Origin of the sequence: Petrimonas mucosa (assembly GCF_900095795.1) — a bacterium.
Taxonomy (GTDB): domain Bacteria; phylum Bacteroidota; class Bacteroidia; order Bacteroidales; family Dysgonomonadaceae; genus Petrimonas; species Petrimonas mucosa.
This window is the reverse complement of sequence record NZ_LT608328.1, coordinates 3,324,497-3,343,591: the sequence shown is the minus strand read 5'-3', so window position 1 is coordinate 3,343,591 and position 19,095 is coordinate 3,324,497. Positions and strand designations below refer to the sequence as shown.

Sequence of the window (19,095 nt, the reverse complement as noted above, 5' to 3'; positions counted from 1 at the left end):
TCTTGACACGAATGAAGTTCTTGTATTTAAAGGATATTTAGAATAGCAAACTATGACAATATTTATACTAAATTATTTTTAACCCACATTGCAGCACGATTATAAATAGAAGTTAAACTTACCCTCTATTTACGTTAAATCCGCTTGTTTTACGTCTGTTTGCTGACCATAAATTTTTGTATCAGGCTGATATTCAATGTCGGTTTATTTTAAAACACGAATGTAGTCCCCCATTTGATGTTGAAAAAAACGTATCCCTTGATTACTTTTGCGTTGTATGTTTTTCAAGACAAGCATAAAGCAAAAGGAAGGGGGCCATGAGTATACCCATTACCGGTTGTGTGAGAGCTACCGGGAAGGCCGCTTCATCCGTAATCGCACGCTGCTCTCTTTGGGTGACCTGGAATCAGTTCTTCCACCTGAAAAGATTCCCTTTCTCTGTCAACGCATCAACCAGGTTTACTTCGAGGGCAAAACATTCATCATCTCATCGCTTCGTGATGACAAGGTGGAAGCCCTGTGCACGAAATACGTGGGACTACTCCATGAAGCGCAAAAGATAGAAAAGGCAAAGAAGAAGGCGGCTGGTATCGAGCAAGTGTACATTGACAGGACAACGAACAGTGATATCCGGGAGGTTGGTGGCGAATGGCTTTGTCTTCAAGCTTGCCGCCAATTGCTCCTGCCGGAGTATTTAGAGACTTTCGGCTGGGAGAAACAAGATATCGCCCTTGCTTTAACCCAGATCATCGCCCGGGCTGTTTACCCCGCATCGGAGTATAAAACCAGCCGTTGGTTGAAGGAGAACTCGGCGCTTTGTGAACTGACCGGGGTTGATCCTTCGGCCATCACCAAAGATAAGCTTTACCAGATGGCTCACCGGCTTTATGGTGAGAAGGATGGCTTGGAACGTCATTTTTCCAACCGTACGAACGATCTTTTTTCCTTGGATGACAAGATCATTATCTATGATTTGACAAATACCTACTTCGAGGGAGCTATGCGAGAGAGCCGGATAGCGAAGTTCGGGCGCAGCAAGGAAAAGCGTAACGATGCCAGACAGGTGGTGTTGGCTGTGGTGGTCAACCCGGAAGGTTTCCTGAAGGAGTCACAAATCTTTGAAGGCAACATGACTGATCCTGAAAGCCTGCAATATATTCTTGACAAGATGAAATCCCATAGGGGGAGATCCGATAAAAAGCAGGTGGTGGTCATGGATGCCGGCATCGCCACGAATGATAACCTGAAGATATTGAAAGAGGAATCCTTCGACTACATCTGTGTCTCACGGGGTAAACTCAAAGAATACCGTGCAACAAGCCTTTCCCCTGTGGAAATACGGGATAAATCCAACCAGCTCATCGAGATCAGTCAGGTAGAAGTGGATGGCGAAAGTGACAGCTTCTACAAGGTGAAGAGCTATAGCAAGGGTCTCAAGGAAGCGTCCATGGAAAACCGTTTCACGCGGGCCTTTGAATGTGGACTGAGCCAGGCAGCCGAAGCCCTGAAAAAGAAAGGAGGCACCAAAAAGCTTGAAAAGGTGTGGGAACGCATCGGCCGGCTAAAGGAAAAATACCCTTCGGTACACCGCCTGTATCAGATCCATGTGGAGCCCGACGAAAGGGGGATTCATGCCACATCCATATCCTGGGAGAGAATCGAGGCAAAGAGCGAATCAAGACATGGGGAATACTTCTTGCGTACTTCCCTGTCGGTACATGGAGAGGAGATCACCTGGCTGATTTACAACACTATAAGAGAAGTAGAGTCGACGTTTCGTTGCCTGAAGACTGATCTGAACCTGCGTCCCGTGTTTCATAAAACGGATGAGGCGACAATGGCTCATCTTCACCTCGGGCTGTTGGCCTACCAGCTGGTAAGCACGATCCGTTTCAAACTGAAACAATTTGGGATTACCCATGAGTGGAGAGAGATTGTCCGGATCATGAACACGCAGAAAATGGTGACAACGCACATGGTAAATACCGATGAAGAGTGTGTGTCGATTAGAAAATGTTCACTCCCTGAATCCAAAGTAAGAATCATATATAAGGTGTTGGGATACGATGAAAAACCATTTATCAGGAAAAAATCTGTAGTCCCCCAATTGAACCTTGAAAAAAATATATACGCAGGGATACAGGGAATTAGCTCCGGTTGGTAGTGTTACATTTAGTGTGTCTCTAGTCTATTGCTTTATCAGTCTTATAACAAATTTATTTCTTTTTTTTAATTTCACCTAATCCATGACATGTATTTTTTAATTCCGATACTTGCACAAGGATTACATGCGCAGCATGCAACTTGCTTGTCCTTGTGCAAGTAAGAGGAATTAAGGACCTTTGTCATGGGTTGGCGGGAAATACCTTCACTCACCGGGGAACAACGTCTTGTCCCTGTCAATACCGGGTAATTCCCTGTTATAAGCATCCTTGTCCATCGCCACTTTACCGATGAGTACCAGTACCGACTCCTCATTGGGCATTGCCCCTCGCATCTTCAATACGCGCCGGAAGTCCTTGTTAAGCCGCTCTATCCAATTTGTGGTGTAGACCATTGACTGGATACGGGGGTGGAATTGCAGATAGGTGAAGTAATATTTGTAGGAAATATCCTCCCCCATCCTTTTGATGCTCCTGTAATCCTTTCCCCATTTTTGGCAAAGTGCCGTCCAGTTTTGCCAGGCTTCGCACTTGGTGTAGTCTTTCTGGCCCGTACGGAACACTTCGCGTAAATCCTCCGCCAGCTCCATTTTGTCACCATGGCGCACTTTGGAGAGCATGTTGCGCTTCAAATGGGTGACGCACCGCTGCAGCAGGGTCTTCGGATAAACGACCGACAGGGCCGAGTCCAGGCCTGTCAGCCCGTCGCTTACCAGCAGTCCTATATGACCTGCCCCACGACTTTGGACATCCCGGAAGATATCTTCCCAGCCCGCGGCACTCTCCGTGGGGCGGTTGTAAATACCCAGCACCTCACGCTTCTTGTCCTCTTTCACCCCCAGGACCACATAGAAAGCCTCAGTGGCTACTGAACGTTTACGGTGGATCTTGATATGGATGGCATCCACCAATACAATCGGGTAATAACCCTCCAACGGACGGTTCAGCCACTCCTGCACATCGGAGCGCAAGTAGTCAATCATGCGCGAAATGCTGGCTTTGCTGTAATGCTCACCGTAAATCTCACCGAAGATCTCGCCGACCTGCCCCTGGGTCAAACCCCTGCAATAAAGGCTGCCGGCCAAACGTTCGCACTCCAGTTCCTGGTCACGCAACAATGCAAGAATCTTTGGATGGAAGTTGCCGTAACGGTCACGTGGAATCCTGAATTCCAGAACACGGCCATGCCCGAAACTGCGACCCTGACGGTAACCATTCCCTTTGTTACCTTTTGACTGGTCTAAAAACTCGCGACGCTCTGCCAGCATCATACTCTCAAGCATGATTTCCATTAAATCGTGTAACCCGTTTTCGCGCTCTGAATGTTTGGCCATTACGGAAGAAAGCTGTTCCTTTGATAGTAACATAGTCTTTGAATTTTATTGTTTGTTATGGTTATTTGCAAAACTAATAAAGTTTTTAGACTATGTTCTTTTTTTACAGGTACAGACACACTTTTTGGAACAGTATCCTCCGGTTAGCTGCAATGTGGGTTAAATGATCAAAGTTTCATATGATATTGGTTTTCTTCCAATAATTTTCTGAATCATGAGTTACTTTGGGCATATTATCCGAAAATAAAGCGCAAAACTTTTCTTTGTATTGCTTAAAAACTAGTTTTTCTCACGTCAAAGCATAACTCTCCCTTCAAACTTTAGTTTTGATATATATCTTCTAGGTACTTACTGTAGAATCAGCTGTCTCAATAAATCTTGGTGTGGGAAAGCTCTTGAAAAGCGATAGTAAATACGCCTTTTAGTTTTCTTTATTGTTGCACCTACTTTTAGCAATGCAACTCGTATAGTGTTTACCTGCCATCTCTTAGCTTCTTCATATTTTGTTTGTTTTATTGCCTGTTTCAATAAAAGGAACATTTCATAAGCCATGCTACTCAAGATTAATCTCATAAAGTTGGCCCAGAAGGCATGGTTTGATAACCTGTCGGAATAACACATGTTCTTAACTTCTTTAATCCTATTCTCACTGGTATCTCCTCGTTTTACATAAAAATTAAAATATAACGAACGGGCATCTTCTTCATCTATATTGCTTATAAAATGTCTCACGTTCAAACCTTTGCCAGTGCTCTCTATTTTCGAGTAGCATTTTTGAGGTTTATCCCATGTTTGGGCTTGATACTCAAAGCTGATAAATTGTTGATGCTTAATTCCTTTAGAAACATACTCTCTAAGAACCTCCTGTGCAACACTGAGAACCTCTCTTTTTAGCACCTCATTACTGGCTTGACCTACAGTGTATTCTAGGTTGTAAAAATCAGCTAGTTTATAGAATGATGGACCACTAAAACCACTATCGGCACGAATAGTGATTTCAATATCAGGGTATGCATTTTTTATTTTAATCAGGATACGCTTTAATATAGACACATACCATTTATTAGAATGGCTGTTGCCAGGACGCAGAACAGGAAGGATAATCTGTCCTGTTCCACCATCGTGAAAGAACAACTCATTATACATAAATTGCCCATAATAACCATTGAACATAGAGAGTTGCTGGTTGCCATGAGTAGGATCATCGGTTGCATCAATATCGATAATAATACTTTTCCGATTTTTCAGTGTTCTTACGTATTGGTCTACCCATGCATAGCACAACTTAAAAATTGCATGTTTATCCATTGTATTTTCGAAACGTGAAATGGTAGGCTGGGATGCCAAATCACCTTCCAAAATATCTTGAAGCAAAGGGTCATTCTTTAAATATTTCACATCATTGGCATCTTCATATCCTAACATTATTCCATAAACTCTCTGCTTTAGCAACTTGCTTACACTGTGTGTAATGCGAGAAGAATCACGCATGTCTGGTATTATATTGCTGAAGTAATTGATTAATTTGTGTTTGCGTTCAAGTTTTTCAAGGAGCAATACTGAACCATCACTACTAATCTTTTCTGCTGAAAAATCAAAGCTAACTAATTTGTTTCCTCTATAAAATGCTGTATCTTTATGGCTCATATATGGGTGTAAGTTAAAGTGTTAATCCTTGCTTTTAATCATTTCAAAGATAGCACTTTACACCCATTATTCATAGCTTTATCATGAATTTTTCGGGTCTAAAACGTTTTATCGTGTGAAGCAAGCTAACTAATTTTAATCAGATGAAAATCAAGATTGCATATTGCATGCCATCATTGTACTGGGCAGGTGGAATGGAGCGAGTAATCTCGTTTAAGGCCAATTATCTTGCTGAACAGCTCGGGTATGAAGTTTATATTATAATCACTGACGGGAAAGGTCAAAAACCGTTTTATGAACTATCACCGAAAATTAGCATTATAAATTTAAATATCGATTATGACCAACTACATGGAAAACCTTTCCATGAAAAACTGACCTTGTATATTTACAAGCAACGACTCTTTAAAAAAAGGCTATCCGGTTGCTTGAAAAAAATAAAACCCGATATAACGATATCCACGTTGCGGAGAGAGATAAACTTCATTAACTCTATCAAGGATGGCAGTATTAAGGTGGGAGAAATTCATGTTAATCGTAATAATTACAGGGGCTTTCAACACGAGCGAATACCTGGTTACGCCAAAAGAATACTTCAGAAATTATGGATGAATCAATTCATATCAAAAATCAAGCAATTAGGCTGCTTCGTGGTTTTGACGTATGAAGATAAAGCGAAATGGAAAGAGATAGAGGAATCTAAGATGGAAGTTATTCATAACCCACTCCCCTTCTACCCGTCGGAAGTAAGTACAGGAAATAACAAGAAGGTGATCGCGGTTGGACGATATACCTACCAGAAAGGGTTTGACTTGTTGATACAAGCATGGGATATTGTTCAGAAAGAACATGAAGATTGGAAATTGGATATTTATGGCGAAGGAGATAGAAGTTCATTACAAAGGCAAGTGGAGTCATTGAATTTACAAGGTAGTTGTTTTTTGCACCCCCCGTGCGCCCGTATCGATCAAAAATACACGGAAAGTTCTATCTTCGCGTTTAGTTCTCGGTACGAGGGGTTTGGCATGGTACTGGTAGAAGCGATGGCATGCGGTGTTCCTCCCGTTTCATTTGCTTGTCCCACTGGTCCACGGGATATTATCACCGATGGGATTGATGGATTACTCGTGGAAAATGGGAACATTCAAATGCTTGCTGATAAAATTACCTATCTGATAGAAAATGAGGAATTGAGAAAACAAATGGGGGGTAACGCACGGGTAAACGTGAGAAGATTCAGCAAAGAGGTAATTATGACAAAATGGGATGATCTATTCAATAAATTGTTAAATGATAGAGAAATGAACCCTTAATAAATCAAAGAACATGACACATTGGTATAAAAAACTTTCTATTTGCTCTTTATTCCTATATTGTCTGTGTATCTCATGTATAGAAAAGGACCTATACGAGCCTAACGAGGGGGATGGTGTGGGAACAGAGTATGTCAACTATCTTTATCCTTATGCAAACGAGGGGAGTAATATGGTAGCTGAAATTACTATTAAAACTAATTCTGAAATAAACGCGGAAAGCGTGGTAATTGAAATACCTGTACTAAAGTTCAACAAATCCTGGCTATTCATGCTCACGCAGGATGATCACCGGCATTCAGCTTACAGCACCACCTGGGCGGCAATCAATGGAAAGCCGCTGTCGAGAAACTATTATTACCACACCGAACAACTTGCCGCGGAATACCTGCCTCCCGATGCTTTTTCATTGAATAAAACATTGGGCAGTACCGATGGCGCGGGGAATGAGGTTCGATTTGCATTCACGACCACTCTTTATGCAGAAGAAACACCGGACAACGGAATATCCATGTACTTAAAGCCCGATTTCTCCGTTTTCAGGCAGGAAGATGCTCAATTAACGTGGAATAACTTGTCCGAAATGTTGGCTTACGATACGGGCATTGCTTTTCACGACGTGAACACCAACGCGGTAAACCAGAAAGACTCCCTCGTGAAACATTTTAAAATTGCACAAGCGATTATCCTCGATCAATTATCCGGCAGGGGAGCAAAAGTGCTCGCGGAGCCAAATGGTAACCATATCTATTTAGAGGCCGGAAAGGAGTATGATCCGATACAGGTCATGACCGCGCAGAACACGAAAGCAGGAGGCCTGCCGGTAGAGCGCCATTATCCGTACAGCGTTGAAACCGACTTGAGTAAAACGATATTGCAACGAACGTTTTATAATAGTGTTTTTGATATCCCTGCCCATATAGAGAATGAACTGAAAAAAGAGAAAGAAGAACGGGAGGCTATTCATGTTGGAATGCACAGTACGGGCATGACATTTGTCGAGCTCTTGCATTGGCTGAACAACGAGTACGGCAAAGATGGCGATGATTCCGTGTGGTTCCCTTCCTTGGAAGAGTATTATGAATACAACTATTACAGGGTGAATGCTTCCATTGATAAGGAAGTTAATGGAAAAACGGTGAAACTACGGGTGTCGTTGCCGTCGGAACAATACTTCTATTATCCTTCCATAACACTAAACCTCACGGGAATCAACTATGAGGAGATAAGCGAAATCTCGTCGGGAAGTTCCGTCACGGGTCTTTCCTACGCTCCCTATGAAGAGGGTATTATGTTGAACATCGATTGCCGTAAATTTCTCGTTGAACATGCGGAGCACTTCGTGGACAAGTATCTTGAGTCGCCCACCGAGTCGAACAAGAGAGATGCTGTCTATTTTGTGAAAAAACTGAAAGATTCCCCCGTTAAAGAAGAGCTTGGCAAGAAAATCCCGGGTTACAAGTAGTAGACTTAATTATGAACTGGTACGCGAAATATTTGTCGATTTTTGAAAAGCCGTTCTCTTCTGTTCCTCGTGAGACCGTGGAGGAAATAAGGGACAAGTTGAACTGGATGAAAAGCGATGAACCGTTGGCTTCCGTGGTAGTAATCGCTCATAACGAGGAGACTCGCTTATTAAGCTGCCTGTGGTCGTTAAGTGATATGGTATGCAGATACCCGGTTGAAATTATCGGGGTAAATAACAATTCAAGTGATAAAACAGAGGAAGTTTTTAAAGCAGTAGGCATAACGCCCTATTTTGAAGAGAAAAAAAGTTGTGGATACGCTCGTCAACGTGGTCTCTATAACGCCAAAGGAAAATATTATATCTGTATTGACTCGGACACGATGTATCCTCCCGCTTACTTGGAAACAATGATCGAACAGTTGGAGAAGCCGGGAATTGTTGGGGTATCCGCGTTTTGGAGTTTTATCCCGGATGCTAACCACTCCAAATGGGGGCTTAAATTGTACGAGTTTGCAAGGGACCTCTATATTCGCGCGATATATATAAGACGCCCGGAAAGAGGAGTGCGTGGAATGGTTTTTGCCTACGTGGCAGAATATGGCAGAAAGGTGGGCTATCGCGTGGAACTAATCAGGGGAGAAGATGGCTCGATGGCATTAGGTCTCAAGAGATATGGGGAAATAAGATTAATCACGTCCCGGAAAGCTCGTGCGGTAACAGCCAGCAATACGTTGGATGCCGATGGTTCATTATTCAACAGCTTTAAAGTGAGGGTTGCGCGAGCAGTGAGAAATTTTAAATTCCTTTTTACCAAACAGACCGAGCCACCCAAGGACGAGGAGTCGAATTTAATTAAAAAAGGATAGCGGAAAATAACGACAAGATGTACAACACCATTTCAATACTCTTCTGGATTTGTCTTTTTCTGGTATTCTATACCTATATCGGGTACGGGATAGTCCTGTGGGTCGCGGTTAAGGTGAAGGAACTGTTTTCCCCGCGGAGAGTACTTGAACTGCCGGAAACCTTGCCGGAGGTGACCCTCTTTATCACGGCATACAACGAAGAGGAGGTGGTGGACGAGAAGATGGAAAACAGCTTGTCGCTCGATTACCCGAAAGATAAGCTAAAGATCGTGTGGGTGACAGACGGTTCCACGGATAAAACAAACGAGAAACTGGCGGCTTACCCGGGCGTCAACGTGTTGTTCCAGCCCGAACGGAGAGGGAAAACAGCCGCGATTAACCGGGGGATGCCGTTCGTGACAACGTCCATCGCTGTCTTTACCGATGCCAATACTTTCATTAACAAGGAGGCGGTGAAAGAGATCGTGAGGGAATTTGCCAATCCCGAAACCGGGTGCGTGGCCGGGGAAAAACGGATCGCGGTAAAAGAGAAAGATACCGCCTCGTCAGGAGGAGAAGGGGCTTACTGGCGCTACGAGTCGACGCTTAAAGACCTGGATTCCCGCCTCTATTCGGCCGTGGGAGCCGCCGGCGAACTCTTTGCCATACGTGCGAGCCTGTTCGAGGAGATGCCGGACGATACCTTGCTGGATGATTTTATCGTGTCGTTGCGTATCGCGTCGAGGGGATACCGGATTGCTTATTGCAAAGACGCGTACGCCATGGAGACAGGGTCGTTGAACATGAAGGAGGAGCAAAAAAGAAAGGTACGGATTGCCGCGGGGGGGGTACAGGCAATCGGGAGGTTGCGCCCCCTGCTGAACATCTTTCGTCATGGGTGCCTTAGCTTCCAGTATATTTCTCACCGGGTATTAAGATGGACCATTACCCCCGTCGCGCTCTTCTTGTTGGTCCCGCTAAATGTTCTTTTACTGGCCTTCCCGGCTGAACCCGTGTGGCTGTACCAGCTGCTCGCCGCGGGACAAGGGCTCTTTTACCTGACGGCATGTACCGGGTGGTACCTGGCTCATCATGCCCTTAAAAATAAGATCACGTTTATTCCCTACTATTTCTTGTTCATGAACCTCAACGTGTTCAAAGGAATGATTTACCTGAGAAACTTCAAGGGAAACGCTGCTTGGGAAAAAGCGAAAAGAGCATGAGTCGCGTTTCACTGTCGCGATATTTGGTAATACCCGATATTCAGGATATATCCCGTATTAACTAATTGAAGGTGCTGTTAGCTATATTTTCAATTTGTTTCTCCCCTTTTCAATTAGTATTTGTTACTTACTTCGCCCTTACTTCGCTGGTGCTTGCTCTTTTTTCACTCTTACCTGAGTCTTTTTTCACTCTTACCTCACTCTTACCTCACTCTTACCTTGCTCTTTTATTTCTCTTTCCTAATAGAACAAGATAAGAATAAGACGAGGATAAAGGAAGGAGAAGCCAACAATATGAAGGAGGGATGAAGGGAAGAGAGAGGAAGGATGGAGGAGTGTTGTTATTTGTTAAATCGAAGTCACTCGCGAGGATTAAGATTAACTTGTTTGGATTTATTCGCTACCTTTGGTTTCACGAAGTTTAATAAGAAACCCACATGGAAACAAAAGGTGTTTTACACGATGAAAAGCATTCTGCCCGCTTATTGAATATGACCTGCGACACGCTGCTGTTTTTGAAAAATGACGGAACGTGCGTGGACATGATCGTGAAAACGGAAAATAACCCGTACGTGAACGACCAGTACACGCTGCTCGGGAAGAATATTTTTACTTTTTTCCCCGAAGAGACCGTCCAAGAATTGAAACCCGCGTTGGAACAAGTAGCGAAAAAAGGGGAGGTTTCCAACGCCAACTATAATCTGCCTGCCCCCGGCAGAATGTATTTCTTCAAGCTTATTGCTCATAAATATGACGACGAGCACCTCCTCTGCCAATACCGCGACATTACCATAAGAAGCCAGATGAAGCGAAGGTTGGAGAAGGCTAACAAACGCTTGACAGAGACCGGGAGGCAAGCAAAAATAGGGTATTGGAGCTATAACACGGTAACCAAGATGATAAGCTACACGGGATACGTGGGGGTGGTTTGGGGTGTCGAAACCGAAGAGATCGTACTGCTTGCAGAATACCTGGAACATGTCTATCCCGCGGACCGGCAAAAACTGGTGGATGTGCTTGAGCGGACAACAGGGGAGGATACGCTTGAATACCGGATTGTAAAGGACAAGGTGTATTACGTGAAACTCAAAGTTATCGATGTCCTTCGCGGGAAAAATGGAGAGGCCATCGTCGAGGGGTATACCCAAAATATTGATGATATCATCTCGGGGTGGGATAGGCTGAAAATGTTGTCGTTGGCGCTCGATAACTCCAATGATAGCATCTTCGCGACCAAGATGGACGGCACCATTATCTTTGCTAACCGGTTTTGTAGGAAAAAGTGCCATATCGCGATAGGAACCGATATCATGGCATACAAAGCCTATGAAGTACTTGAAAAGTTCGAGAACAAAGAGGCATGGGATAATTTTACCCGGGAGTTGCGGGATAACGATAACGCGTTGCAGTATATCTGGAACGCCCCCAACCCCAGGCCGGAAATAATCAGTTACGACTGCTCTGCTTTTGTTTTCCGCAACGAGTACGACGAAGACCTGATATGGCACCTGTGCCGCGACGTGTCGGAACGGTCACGGCATGAAATCGAATTGAAGAAAGCGAAAGAGAAGGCAGAAGAGTCAGACCGGCTAAAATCGGCATTTATATCCAACATGAGCCACGAGATAAGGACACCGTTAAATTCCATCGTGGGCTTCTCGACCATCATGGCCGGTATCGAGAAGAGGGAAGAGCGCGACCAGTACCTCAGCATCATTGAATCCAGCAATAAACGCTTGCTGATGCTGATTGATGAAGTGCTCGACCTTTCAAAAATCGAGGCGGGAATATTCGAGCTTAGCTACTCCAACAAAGAGCTCAACGGCCTGTGTCGCGAAGTCATGGTGAACTACCAGTTTAACACAACATTCGTCCCGCTTCGTCTCGAGTTACCGGATGAGGATTTTTATATGTGGACGGATAAAAACCGGCTGATGCAAGTGATTTCAAACTTGATCGACAATGCCCTCAAGTTCACGAAGCAGGGCTCGGTTACCTTGGGTTACCGGGCAATACCTGGTTTCGTGGAGTTCTCCGTGGAGGATACCGGTATCGGGATCTCGCCCGACAAGTTAACGGTGATTTTTGATCGTTTCGAGAGAGTCGACCACTTTATACCCGGTTCGGGTTTAGGCTTGTCTATCTGCAAGTCAATCGTGGAACGGATGGGTGGGGATATCTCGGTGACGTCGGAGGTGGGCGTGGGATCGGTTTTCTCGTTCAGGATACCTTTGGAAGACGCGAGGGAAATAGAGGAAAGATATGGGAAAACGGGTGCTTTTACATCTCTTTGATACGCTATCGGGGGTAATCACTATTATCCCGGCACTTCTGGCTGCCGGGGGCGCGTTCGCCGGACATGTTCATCCCGCCCAACACGCGGGGCTGCAATGGATGGGGCTGTTCTTGCCTCTGCTGTTGGTGATAAACTTGGTGTTGATGCTATACTGGATGGTCAGGAGGAAGGGGTGGTTCCTCTTTCCCATGCTTGGCATCCTACTCAATATACCTTACCTTGCCGGGACCATCCAATGGCCTGTAAAGGAGGTGGAGCCACCGATGAACGAGTTGAACGTGGCCACCTATAACATCCAGCGAGGGGGAAGAGGGGGGCTGCAGGTGACGGGGCCAGAAATTGCACGCTTCATGGAGGAAAAGAAAGTGGATATTCTCTGTTTTCAGGAATTTCCCGTGGCCAACGGGGCGGCATTGAAGGCCATCACGAAAATTTTCAGGCTCTTTCCCTATTACAAGGTTACCTCGTCGTCCCCGGACGGTATGCATGTAGCCCTGTTTAGCAGGTACCCCATCTTGCAATCGGGCGAGATACGTTTCCCGGATGAAAACAGCACGAGGGCCCTATGGGCGGACCTCGATATCGACGGGCAAGTGGTACGGGTATTCAATGCCCATTTGCAGACTACAAACCTGAACCAAAACAGGATCAATCCTTTGGACAATATGGATGCCACGGCATCGCGGCTGATTCGTTTAAAAGACATGATGGATGAGAATAGCGTGATAAGAGCTAATCAAGCCAACCTGCTTCGCGACCAGATAGATGAAAGCCCTCACCCCGTTATCGTGTGCGGGGATTTCAACGACACGCCTGCTTCCTACGCCTACAAAAGAATAAGAGGGGATAGGGGAGATAGCTTCCGCTCCGCAGGGAAAGGGTATGGATACACCTACCGGTACCTTCGGAAACTATTCCGGATCGATTACCTCCTCTACTCCCGGGAGGGTATCAGGGCAGTACATTATGCTTCCCCGGAACTGGAGCATAGTGATCACAAGCCGGTAATTGTGAAGTTGGACGTTATACCGGTGACTCGTTCGCGGAAAAATCCTGCACGGGAAGAGCAAAACCAAAAGTAGAGCCTTCTCCCTCTTTCGATGTGAAGAATACACGCCCGTTATTAAGTTTCAGAAACTCGCTCACTAACAGCAGTCCCAATCCAGATCCCGATTCATTCTCCGTGCCGAACGTCGTGTAATGGCTGGATAAATTCATCAGCTTGGCTTGATTCTCTTGGCTTATCCCGCAACCGTGATCAATGACTTCGAGGATGGCTTTACCATCTTTTAATTTGACTACTACATCAACTTCTTTCCCCCTGTAGCTAAACTTGATCGCATTGCTGATCAGGTTCCGGATGGAGGTCTTGATCATATCGATATCAACGAATACCTCCATGCCAGTCATCGAAGAGGGGTAAAAATTGAGTTGTATGTCTTTTGTCGCGGCGATAATCGAGGAAACCTCCACGATGCCTTCAACCAGTTCGGGGAGGTTAATGCTTTGAGGCACCGCTTTTAGCCGTCCCAATTGGCTGCTTGTCCACTTCAACAGGTTGTCGAGCAGAACGAATAGGTGTTCCGATATCTCGTTGGCGCTATGCAACATATCCACCAGCTCTGCCTCATTTCCGTGTTGTTCTTTCGCTTTGATAGCAAGTGCGTTAAGAATCATCTTCATCGAAGACATGGGAACCCGCAGGTCGTGCGCGATGACCGAATAAAGCGCGTCACGACCGGCAATGGTTTTTTCGAGCTCTGCTGTTTGGCGTTTAATGGTTCTTTTAGCTTCGAGCATGTTCAATTGATAGCGTATCCTCACGAGGAGCTCTTCTTTGTTGAAAGGCTTAGATATGAAATCATCCCCACCCAGCTGGAATCCCTTGATAACATCGGTGGAGGTGTTTAACGCGGTCAAGAAAATAATCGGTATTTCTTGGTAATCGGAATGCTCTTTTAACTGTTTCGCCAGTTCAAAGCCATCAACACCCGGCATCAAGACATCCATCAAGATCAGGTCGACCTGCTCCTCCTCGAGACGGGAGAATGCTTCTTCTGCGCCTTGCGCGGTGAGAACCCCGAACCCGCTTTGTTCGAGCATCATTTTCAACAACAAAACGTTGGCCGGGATATCATCCACGACCAGTATTTTATATCCCGAAAAATCTTTTATCATGCTTATTATTTCAATTCGTGGGTATATTCTTTTTCTTTAAAATGCGCGATCATCCGGGATAACCCCTTTTTTAGGTTAATGGTGGGTTCCCAGTTTAATTTTTCCCGGGCAAGGGAAATGTCCGGGCGGCGTTGCTTGGGGTCATCTTCAGGTAACGGCAGGTAAATCAACTTGGAGCGAGAACCGGTATATTCCACGACAAGCTCTGCCAACTCTTTGATCGTAAACTCCGTTGGGTTTCCAATATTGACAGGGCCCAAAAAATCATCGCCCGTGTTCATCGTCTTTACCAGTGCCTCTACCAAGTCGTCGATATACTGGAAACTACGCGTTTGACTTCCATCTCCATGTATGGTGATATCTTTGTCTTCCAGCGCTTGAAGGATAAAATTAGAGATAACCCGCCCGTCATGAGACAGCATACCGGGGCCATACGTGTTAAATATCCGAACAATTTTAACCCGCACTTTCTCTTGTCGGTGATAATCCATGAAAAGAGTTTCGGCGCAACGTTTACCCTCGTCGTAGCACGAACGTATCCCGATCGGGTTAACGTTTCCCCAGTACGACTCGGGTTGTGGGTGTACCAGCGGGTCCCCGTATATCTCGCTGGTCGAGGCCAGCAAGATCTTAGCATCGTGTTTTTTAGCCATCCCCAGCACGTTCAACGTGCCCAGCACCGATATCTTCATGGTTTTAATCGGGTCTCGTTGGTAATGCACGGGCGATGCAGGGCAAGCCAAGTGATATATTTCATCAACGGGGCCAATCGGGTAGGGATGTACAATGTCATGTTCCACGAGTTCGAAACGCGGACCATCCATTAAATGAGCGATGTTTCCTTTACATCCCGTGAGGAAGTTATCAAGGCAAATTACATGGTGCCCTTCGTTCACCAATCGAGCGCATACATGTGAACCAATAAACCCGGCCCCACCGGTAACCAAAATTCTTTTCATCAAAAATAAAATATGTTGATTGGTCTACAAATCTAAGCAAATAATCATTGCCGTCCGATAAAAACTGGTTTTAATTTTGCTTGACTTCCAACCATCATATTATCAGACATGTTTTTTTAGTTTTCTATTATTCTCAAAAGTAAGCCCCCCTGAAAAGGGTGAGCATCTCTAAATTCTTGTCATCCCGTTGCCAGTCTCGTTCAGGATTTTCTAAAAATCTCATCAGGTGCAGGTAATTGAACAGGTGTATCCTGCAAAATGATACCAGGTTTGAGAATGCCCAGGGCCGTTTCAACCGCTTTTGAACAACCGTGAGCAAGAGGTTCACGATCAAGGCGCAATATATCTGTATCTTTATCGCGTTCTCGTTGTCCCCGAGGAAGTACTTCAAGGGGAAGTTCCCTTTCAACTGCCTGAACAGCAGCTCAATTTGCCATCTGATCTTGTAAAGGGCGGCTATCATGTCGGGACGAAGGTCGAACAGGTTGGTGAGGAACTCGAACTTGCGTTTCAACACCCTGTCGTAGAACACCACCTTGCGCAACATCAGCTTGCCCTGCCCATCGCCCTCCTTGACGGTCACCTCTATGATGGTGTCCTCCAGCACGCCGCTATGAATGCATTCTTCAACGTGAAGCTCTTGTTCCACCTTGTAAACGGCGTCGTCCTTGATGCGGGTGACGAAGCCGGCTCCCTTCTTACCGAACAGCTTGAAGGCCTTGTAGTCGTTGTATCCCTTGTCGAAGACGTAAATGGTGTTGTCGTCGGGGCTGAGTTTCTTCAACAGCGCGTGGTCGTGCGTGGCGGCGGACGTGAACCATACCATCTTGGGAACGGGCTCGTCCACATTGATGACGGTGTGCACCTTGATCCCCCCTTTGCGTTTACCGTTAGAGGGTGTTCTGCCGACGCACTTCAGGATGTCCTGAAACAAGCTGATGACCGTGCTGTCGAAGATCTCGACCTGCTTGTTCAACACGGCCTTGAACCGGGTGTCCGAGATCACGTGTTGATACTCGCGGAGCAAATCGTGATACACGCCCGAGAAGAAATCAACACTCCGGCGCTTGTTGGCGTCCGACAATGTGCTCCTGTAGGGTATGTGGCCGAGTTGGAAATGCCTGGTCTTGCCTGAAAGACCGAGCATTGCGCCCGCCACCTCTCGCAGGGAGGAGCATTTGGCGAAAACACAAAATAACATGCTTATGAGGTGATCCTTGGCCATGAAACGTTTCACGTAATGATCAGCCTTGTGGCGTTTGCTGTTTCGAGCGATGATTCCTGAATCTATCATAGATATGAGCTGTGGAGAAAACCGATTGTCCGAAAAAATAAGTACTTTTGTTCATTGTAGTCTTGTTTTGTGCTAAATACAAAGCTACAATTATTAGTACGATGGGCAAACTCAGATTTGCCCTCGTACTTCTTCAGAAAAAAGTTTTATCGGACAACAGTGATATTTATTGAAAGATTTTGGCGAAACTTAAAATACGAGAAAATATATCTAGAACCATCTGTTTATTTCACCCCAAAAGTATACCAGTATTTCAATCCAAAAGTATACCATTTTAATTTAAAATGATTATCCGCAATAGTTCCTATTGTAAATTCTTGACTTGAAATCAGGAGCATACGTTACAGCGGCTATCAACAGTCTTTCAAACTGGTTTTCCCCGAAGTAACGCCTGTTGAATTTATAACAGAACTGGTTGAGGTAGTATTGCAAGTATTCTGGTTTTATCTTGTAATACACGCCCAGGAGCTGTCGTTTGGCATTGCTGATCGCGGTATGCACCCAGGGCAGCACCTTGGAAAGATCCTGGTGTGGAATAACAGATGCCGTATGTGAATGAACATGCTCTTTCAATTTAGTGTAAGATGTTGAGTCATCGGTGGTCAGATCCGCCGTGCTTTCAACGTGCTCTTTGACATTCCTTGTAATTGTACCGGACTTCAAGTCACTGATCACTTTCATTTTCAGGTATCTAACCTTCTTGGGTTTCTTACCCGGCTTGGGGTTTTCAACGGTTTTGCTTTCAGCCATTACCAGCACTTTGGTCTTTTTTTGGCTCCCGCGGCCGCGCTTCAACGGTTTGTCCCTCTCTTCAAGGGATATTTCGGTGGAAAAGAAGGCGTCGTCCAACTCGATGGCTCCCTCAAGGGTGTACTCGTCGTCGCGTTTGCCCATCACGTCACGCAGTTTATTGACCATTTCCCATATGGGCTGGTAACGCTTGTGCCCCAGCTGGCGCTGCAGCTCCGCAGCGGAAAAGGAGCCCTTGGTCGCCGTGAGCAGGTGCATGGCCACGAACCAGTAACGGTAGGGCAGGTTGGAGTGCTGCATGACGGTGCCTGAACGCAAGGTTTGGCGTGCGCGACAACGCTTGCATTCATAGGCCTGCTTGTTTTCCAGCCAATAATGTTCTTTACAATTACAATGACGACAGGTTACTCCCATTTGGTCTCTTTGTTCTTTGAATTTTTTCCGACAGGATTCCTCATCGGGGTAATTTATAGCAAAATCCAGGATATTCATAGCTTGAATCTTTATATCGCTAGCGATGTAAATATAATGAATATCAGTGAATTGTGCAAGTATTTTTGAAACTTATTTATAACTTTTTCCCGTTAAATTCTTTAGGAATAACTGCGGATAATCATTTTTCAAATTTATTAAATCAGATCAGAATGATTTTATAGACTTGTTGAATAAATGAAATGAATTTATGGCAGTAACATTTGATACATTAAAACCAGATGCAAGAATTTTCCATGAACTAAATAATAATCCACATTGGTGGAAACAATTTAAGGAAGACTCTTCATTATACATAGAAGTGAGAAAAGATAATCAGGTGAATGTTTACTTTGAAGGTGGAAGCATTGCCCGAATACACTACTGTAGCAAACATAAGAAACTGCAAGTCTTTACGCATCATAAATACTTGGGGCTTCCTGCTCCTTCAAAGAGTAGCTTGTATATTGAGTGTAGTGATTTTATTGACTCTTGTTTGGATGATGTGTTAGATAGAATAAAAACTCATTATTCTCAAAAAAGCAGTGTCGATGGTGTAGTTCCCAAAGAAAAATGGTCGGAAAAGTACATCCAAGGAACATTAATAGTACAATCTCGCCTGTATCATCTTGATTCAGAGTTTGCATATATTGATGGAGAAACAAACAATAGGATGGATTTAGTAAAATGCTCTGACGGTATGATCACATTTGTTGAGCTAAAGCGAATGAGAGATAACAGAATGCTTCATGAAACTGATGCAACTCCAGAGGTCGTATATCAGATGAATAGATACAAGCAGTTTATTGAAAAATACTCTTCTCAACTTCTTGAATACTATCAGAAGTTATATGACATAAAGAAATCATTAGAATTACCTGTTCCTGAGTCTCGACCAGTATGTATCAATCCTATTCCCGAATTATTGATATTCGATAGCTGGGAAAAGAATACAAAAGGTAGAGATGAACACCGTCGAAGATTGCGAGAAATTCTACTTAAGGAGGATGTCAAGTTTTCTATAAAATCAGATTTTTAGCGCTGTGTGCAAAGTTTTTGCATACCCTGTGGCGATTTACTCTATTTTTTTCTTTTCTTTTCTTTTCGTATAATAGTATACCTAAAAGTCTCAAATAAAAGTTGCATATGTCAGGT

Annotated in this window: 14 protein-coding genes; 8 read left to right on the top strand and 6 right to left on the bottom strand. The window is 44.7% G+C overall.

Annotated elements, in window-relative coordinates; all coding sequences use genetic code 11:
- Positions 1 to 277: 277 nt before the first annotated feature.
- The gene (locus tag ING2E5A_RS15780) at positions 278 to 2,164 is read left to right on the top strand and encodes an IS1634 family transposase (RefSeq protein ID WP_071137825.1); all 1,887 of its coding nucleotides are present in this window, start codon (positions 278 to 280) and stop codon (positions 2,162 to 2,164) included.
- Positions 2,165 to 2,368: 204 nt separating this feature from the next.
- Here the strand turns inward: ING2E5A_RS15780 and ING2E5A_RS13295 are convergent, their stop codons facing one another.
- Positions 2,369 to 3,529: an IS256 family transposase gene (locus ING2E5A_RS13295; RefSeq protein WP_071136337.1), complete on the bottom strand. Its 1,161-nt coding sequence runs from the start codon at positions 3,527 to 3,529 to the stop codon at positions 2,369 to 2,371.
- A gap of 315 nt (positions 3,530 to 3,844) precedes the next feature.
- The gene (locus ING2E5A_RS13290; RefSeq protein ID WP_083373352.1) at positions 3,845 to 5,143 is read right to left on the bottom strand and encodes an IS1380 family transposase; all 1,299 of its coding nucleotides are present in this window, start codon (positions 5,141 to 5,143) and stop codon (positions 3,845 to 3,847) included.
- A 143-nt stretch (positions 5,144 to 5,286) separates the two neighbouring features.
- Here ING2E5A_RS13290 and ING2E5A_RS13285 point away from each other — a divergent pair, with 143 nt between their 5' ends.
- From ING2E5A_RS13285 to ING2E5A_RS13260, 6 genes are all read left to right on the top strand, one after another.
- Entirely contained in the window at positions 5,287 to 6,456 is a 1,170-nt protein-coding gene (locus ING2E5A_RS13285; protein ID WP_071137823.1) for a glycosyltransferase family 4 protein, read from the top strand.
- A gap of 13 nt (positions 6,457 to 6,469) precedes the next feature.
- Positions 6,470 to 7,921 (top strand): polysaccharide deacetylase family protein, encoded by a 1,452-nt coding sequence (locus tag ING2E5A_RS13280; RefSeq protein ID WP_071137822.1) that lies wholly within the window; start codon positions 6,470 to 6,472, stop codon positions 7,919 to 7,921.
- Between the two features lie 11 nt (positions 7,922 to 7,932).
- Positions 7,933 to 8,790 (top strand): glycosyltransferase family 2 protein, encoded by an 858-nt coding sequence (locus ING2E5A_RS13275; protein ID WP_071137821.1) that lies wholly within the window; start codon positions 7,933 to 7,935, stop codon positions 8,788 to 8,790.
- A gap of 17 nt (positions 8,791 to 8,807) precedes the next feature.
- Positions 8,808 to 9,992, top strand: a complete 1,185-nt coding sequence (locus ING2E5A_RS13270) for a glycosyltransferase family 2 protein (RefSeq protein ID WP_071137820.1) — start codon at positions 8,808 to 8,810, stop codon at positions 9,990 to 9,992.
- 437 nt (positions 9,993 to 10,429) lie between these two features.
- Positions 10,430 to 12,286 (top strand): sensor histidine kinase, encoded by a 1,857-nt coding sequence (locus tag ING2E5A_RS13265; RefSeq protein WP_083373351.1) that lies wholly within the window; start codon positions 10,430 to 10,432, stop codon positions 12,284 to 12,286.
- Complete coding sequence (locus ING2E5A_RS13260) at positions 12,255 to 13,370, top strand: endonuclease/exonuclease/phosphatase family protein (protein ID WP_071137818.1); 1,116 nt, start codon at positions 12,255 to 12,257, stop codon at positions 13,368 to 13,370. The genes ING2E5A_RS13265 and ING2E5A_RS13260 overlap by 32 nt, the downstream gene beginning before the upstream one ends.
- Here the strand turns inward: ING2E5A_RS13260 and ING2E5A_RS13255 are convergent.
- The 4 genes from ING2E5A_RS13255 to ING2E5A_RS13240 all read right to left on the bottom strand — a co-directional run bounded on the left by ING2E5A_RS13255 (position 13,312) and on the right by ING2E5A_RS13240 (position 17,961).
- The gene (locus tag ING2E5A_RS13255; RefSeq protein WP_071137817.1) at positions 13,312 to 14,472 is read right to left on the bottom strand and encodes a hybrid sensor histidine kinase/response regulator; all 1,161 of its coding nucleotides are present in this window, start codon (positions 14,470 to 14,472) and stop codon (positions 13,312 to 13,314) included. The genes ING2E5A_RS13260 and ING2E5A_RS13255 overlap by 59 nt on opposite strands.
- Positions 14,472 to 15,425 carry a UDP-glucuronic acid decarboxylase family protein gene (locus ING2E5A_RS13250; protein ID WP_071137816.1) on the bottom strand — a complete coding sequence of 318 codons (954 nt, stop codon included), beginning with the start codon at positions 15,423 to 15,425 and terminating at the stop codon, positions 14,472 to 14,474. Before ING2E5A_RS13250 ends, ING2E5A_RS13255 begins: the two co-directional genes overlap by 1 nt.
- Before the next feature lie 133 nt (positions 15,426 to 15,558).
- Entirely contained in the window at positions 15,559 to 16,719 is a 1,161-nt protein-coding gene (locus ING2E5A_RS13245; RefSeq protein ID WP_197678505.1) for an IS4 family transposase, read from the bottom strand.
- Positions 16,720 to 17,007: 288 nt separating this feature from the next.
- Entirely contained in the window at positions 17,008 to 17,961 is a 954-nt protein-coding gene (locus ING2E5A_RS13240; RefSeq protein ID WP_071136336.1) for an IS1595 family transposase, read from the bottom strand.
- 190 nt (positions 17,962 to 18,151) lie between these two features.
- Between ING2E5A_RS13240 and ING2E5A_RS13235 the strand changes: the two genes are divergently transcribed.
- The gene (locus ING2E5A_RS13235) at positions 18,152 to 18,979 is read left to right on the top strand and encodes a hypothetical protein (protein WP_071137815.1); all 828 of its coding nucleotides are present in this window, start codon (positions 18,152 to 18,154) and stop codon (positions 18,977 to 18,979) included.
- The last annotated feature ends 116 nt before the right edge of the window (positions 18,980 to 19,095 follow it).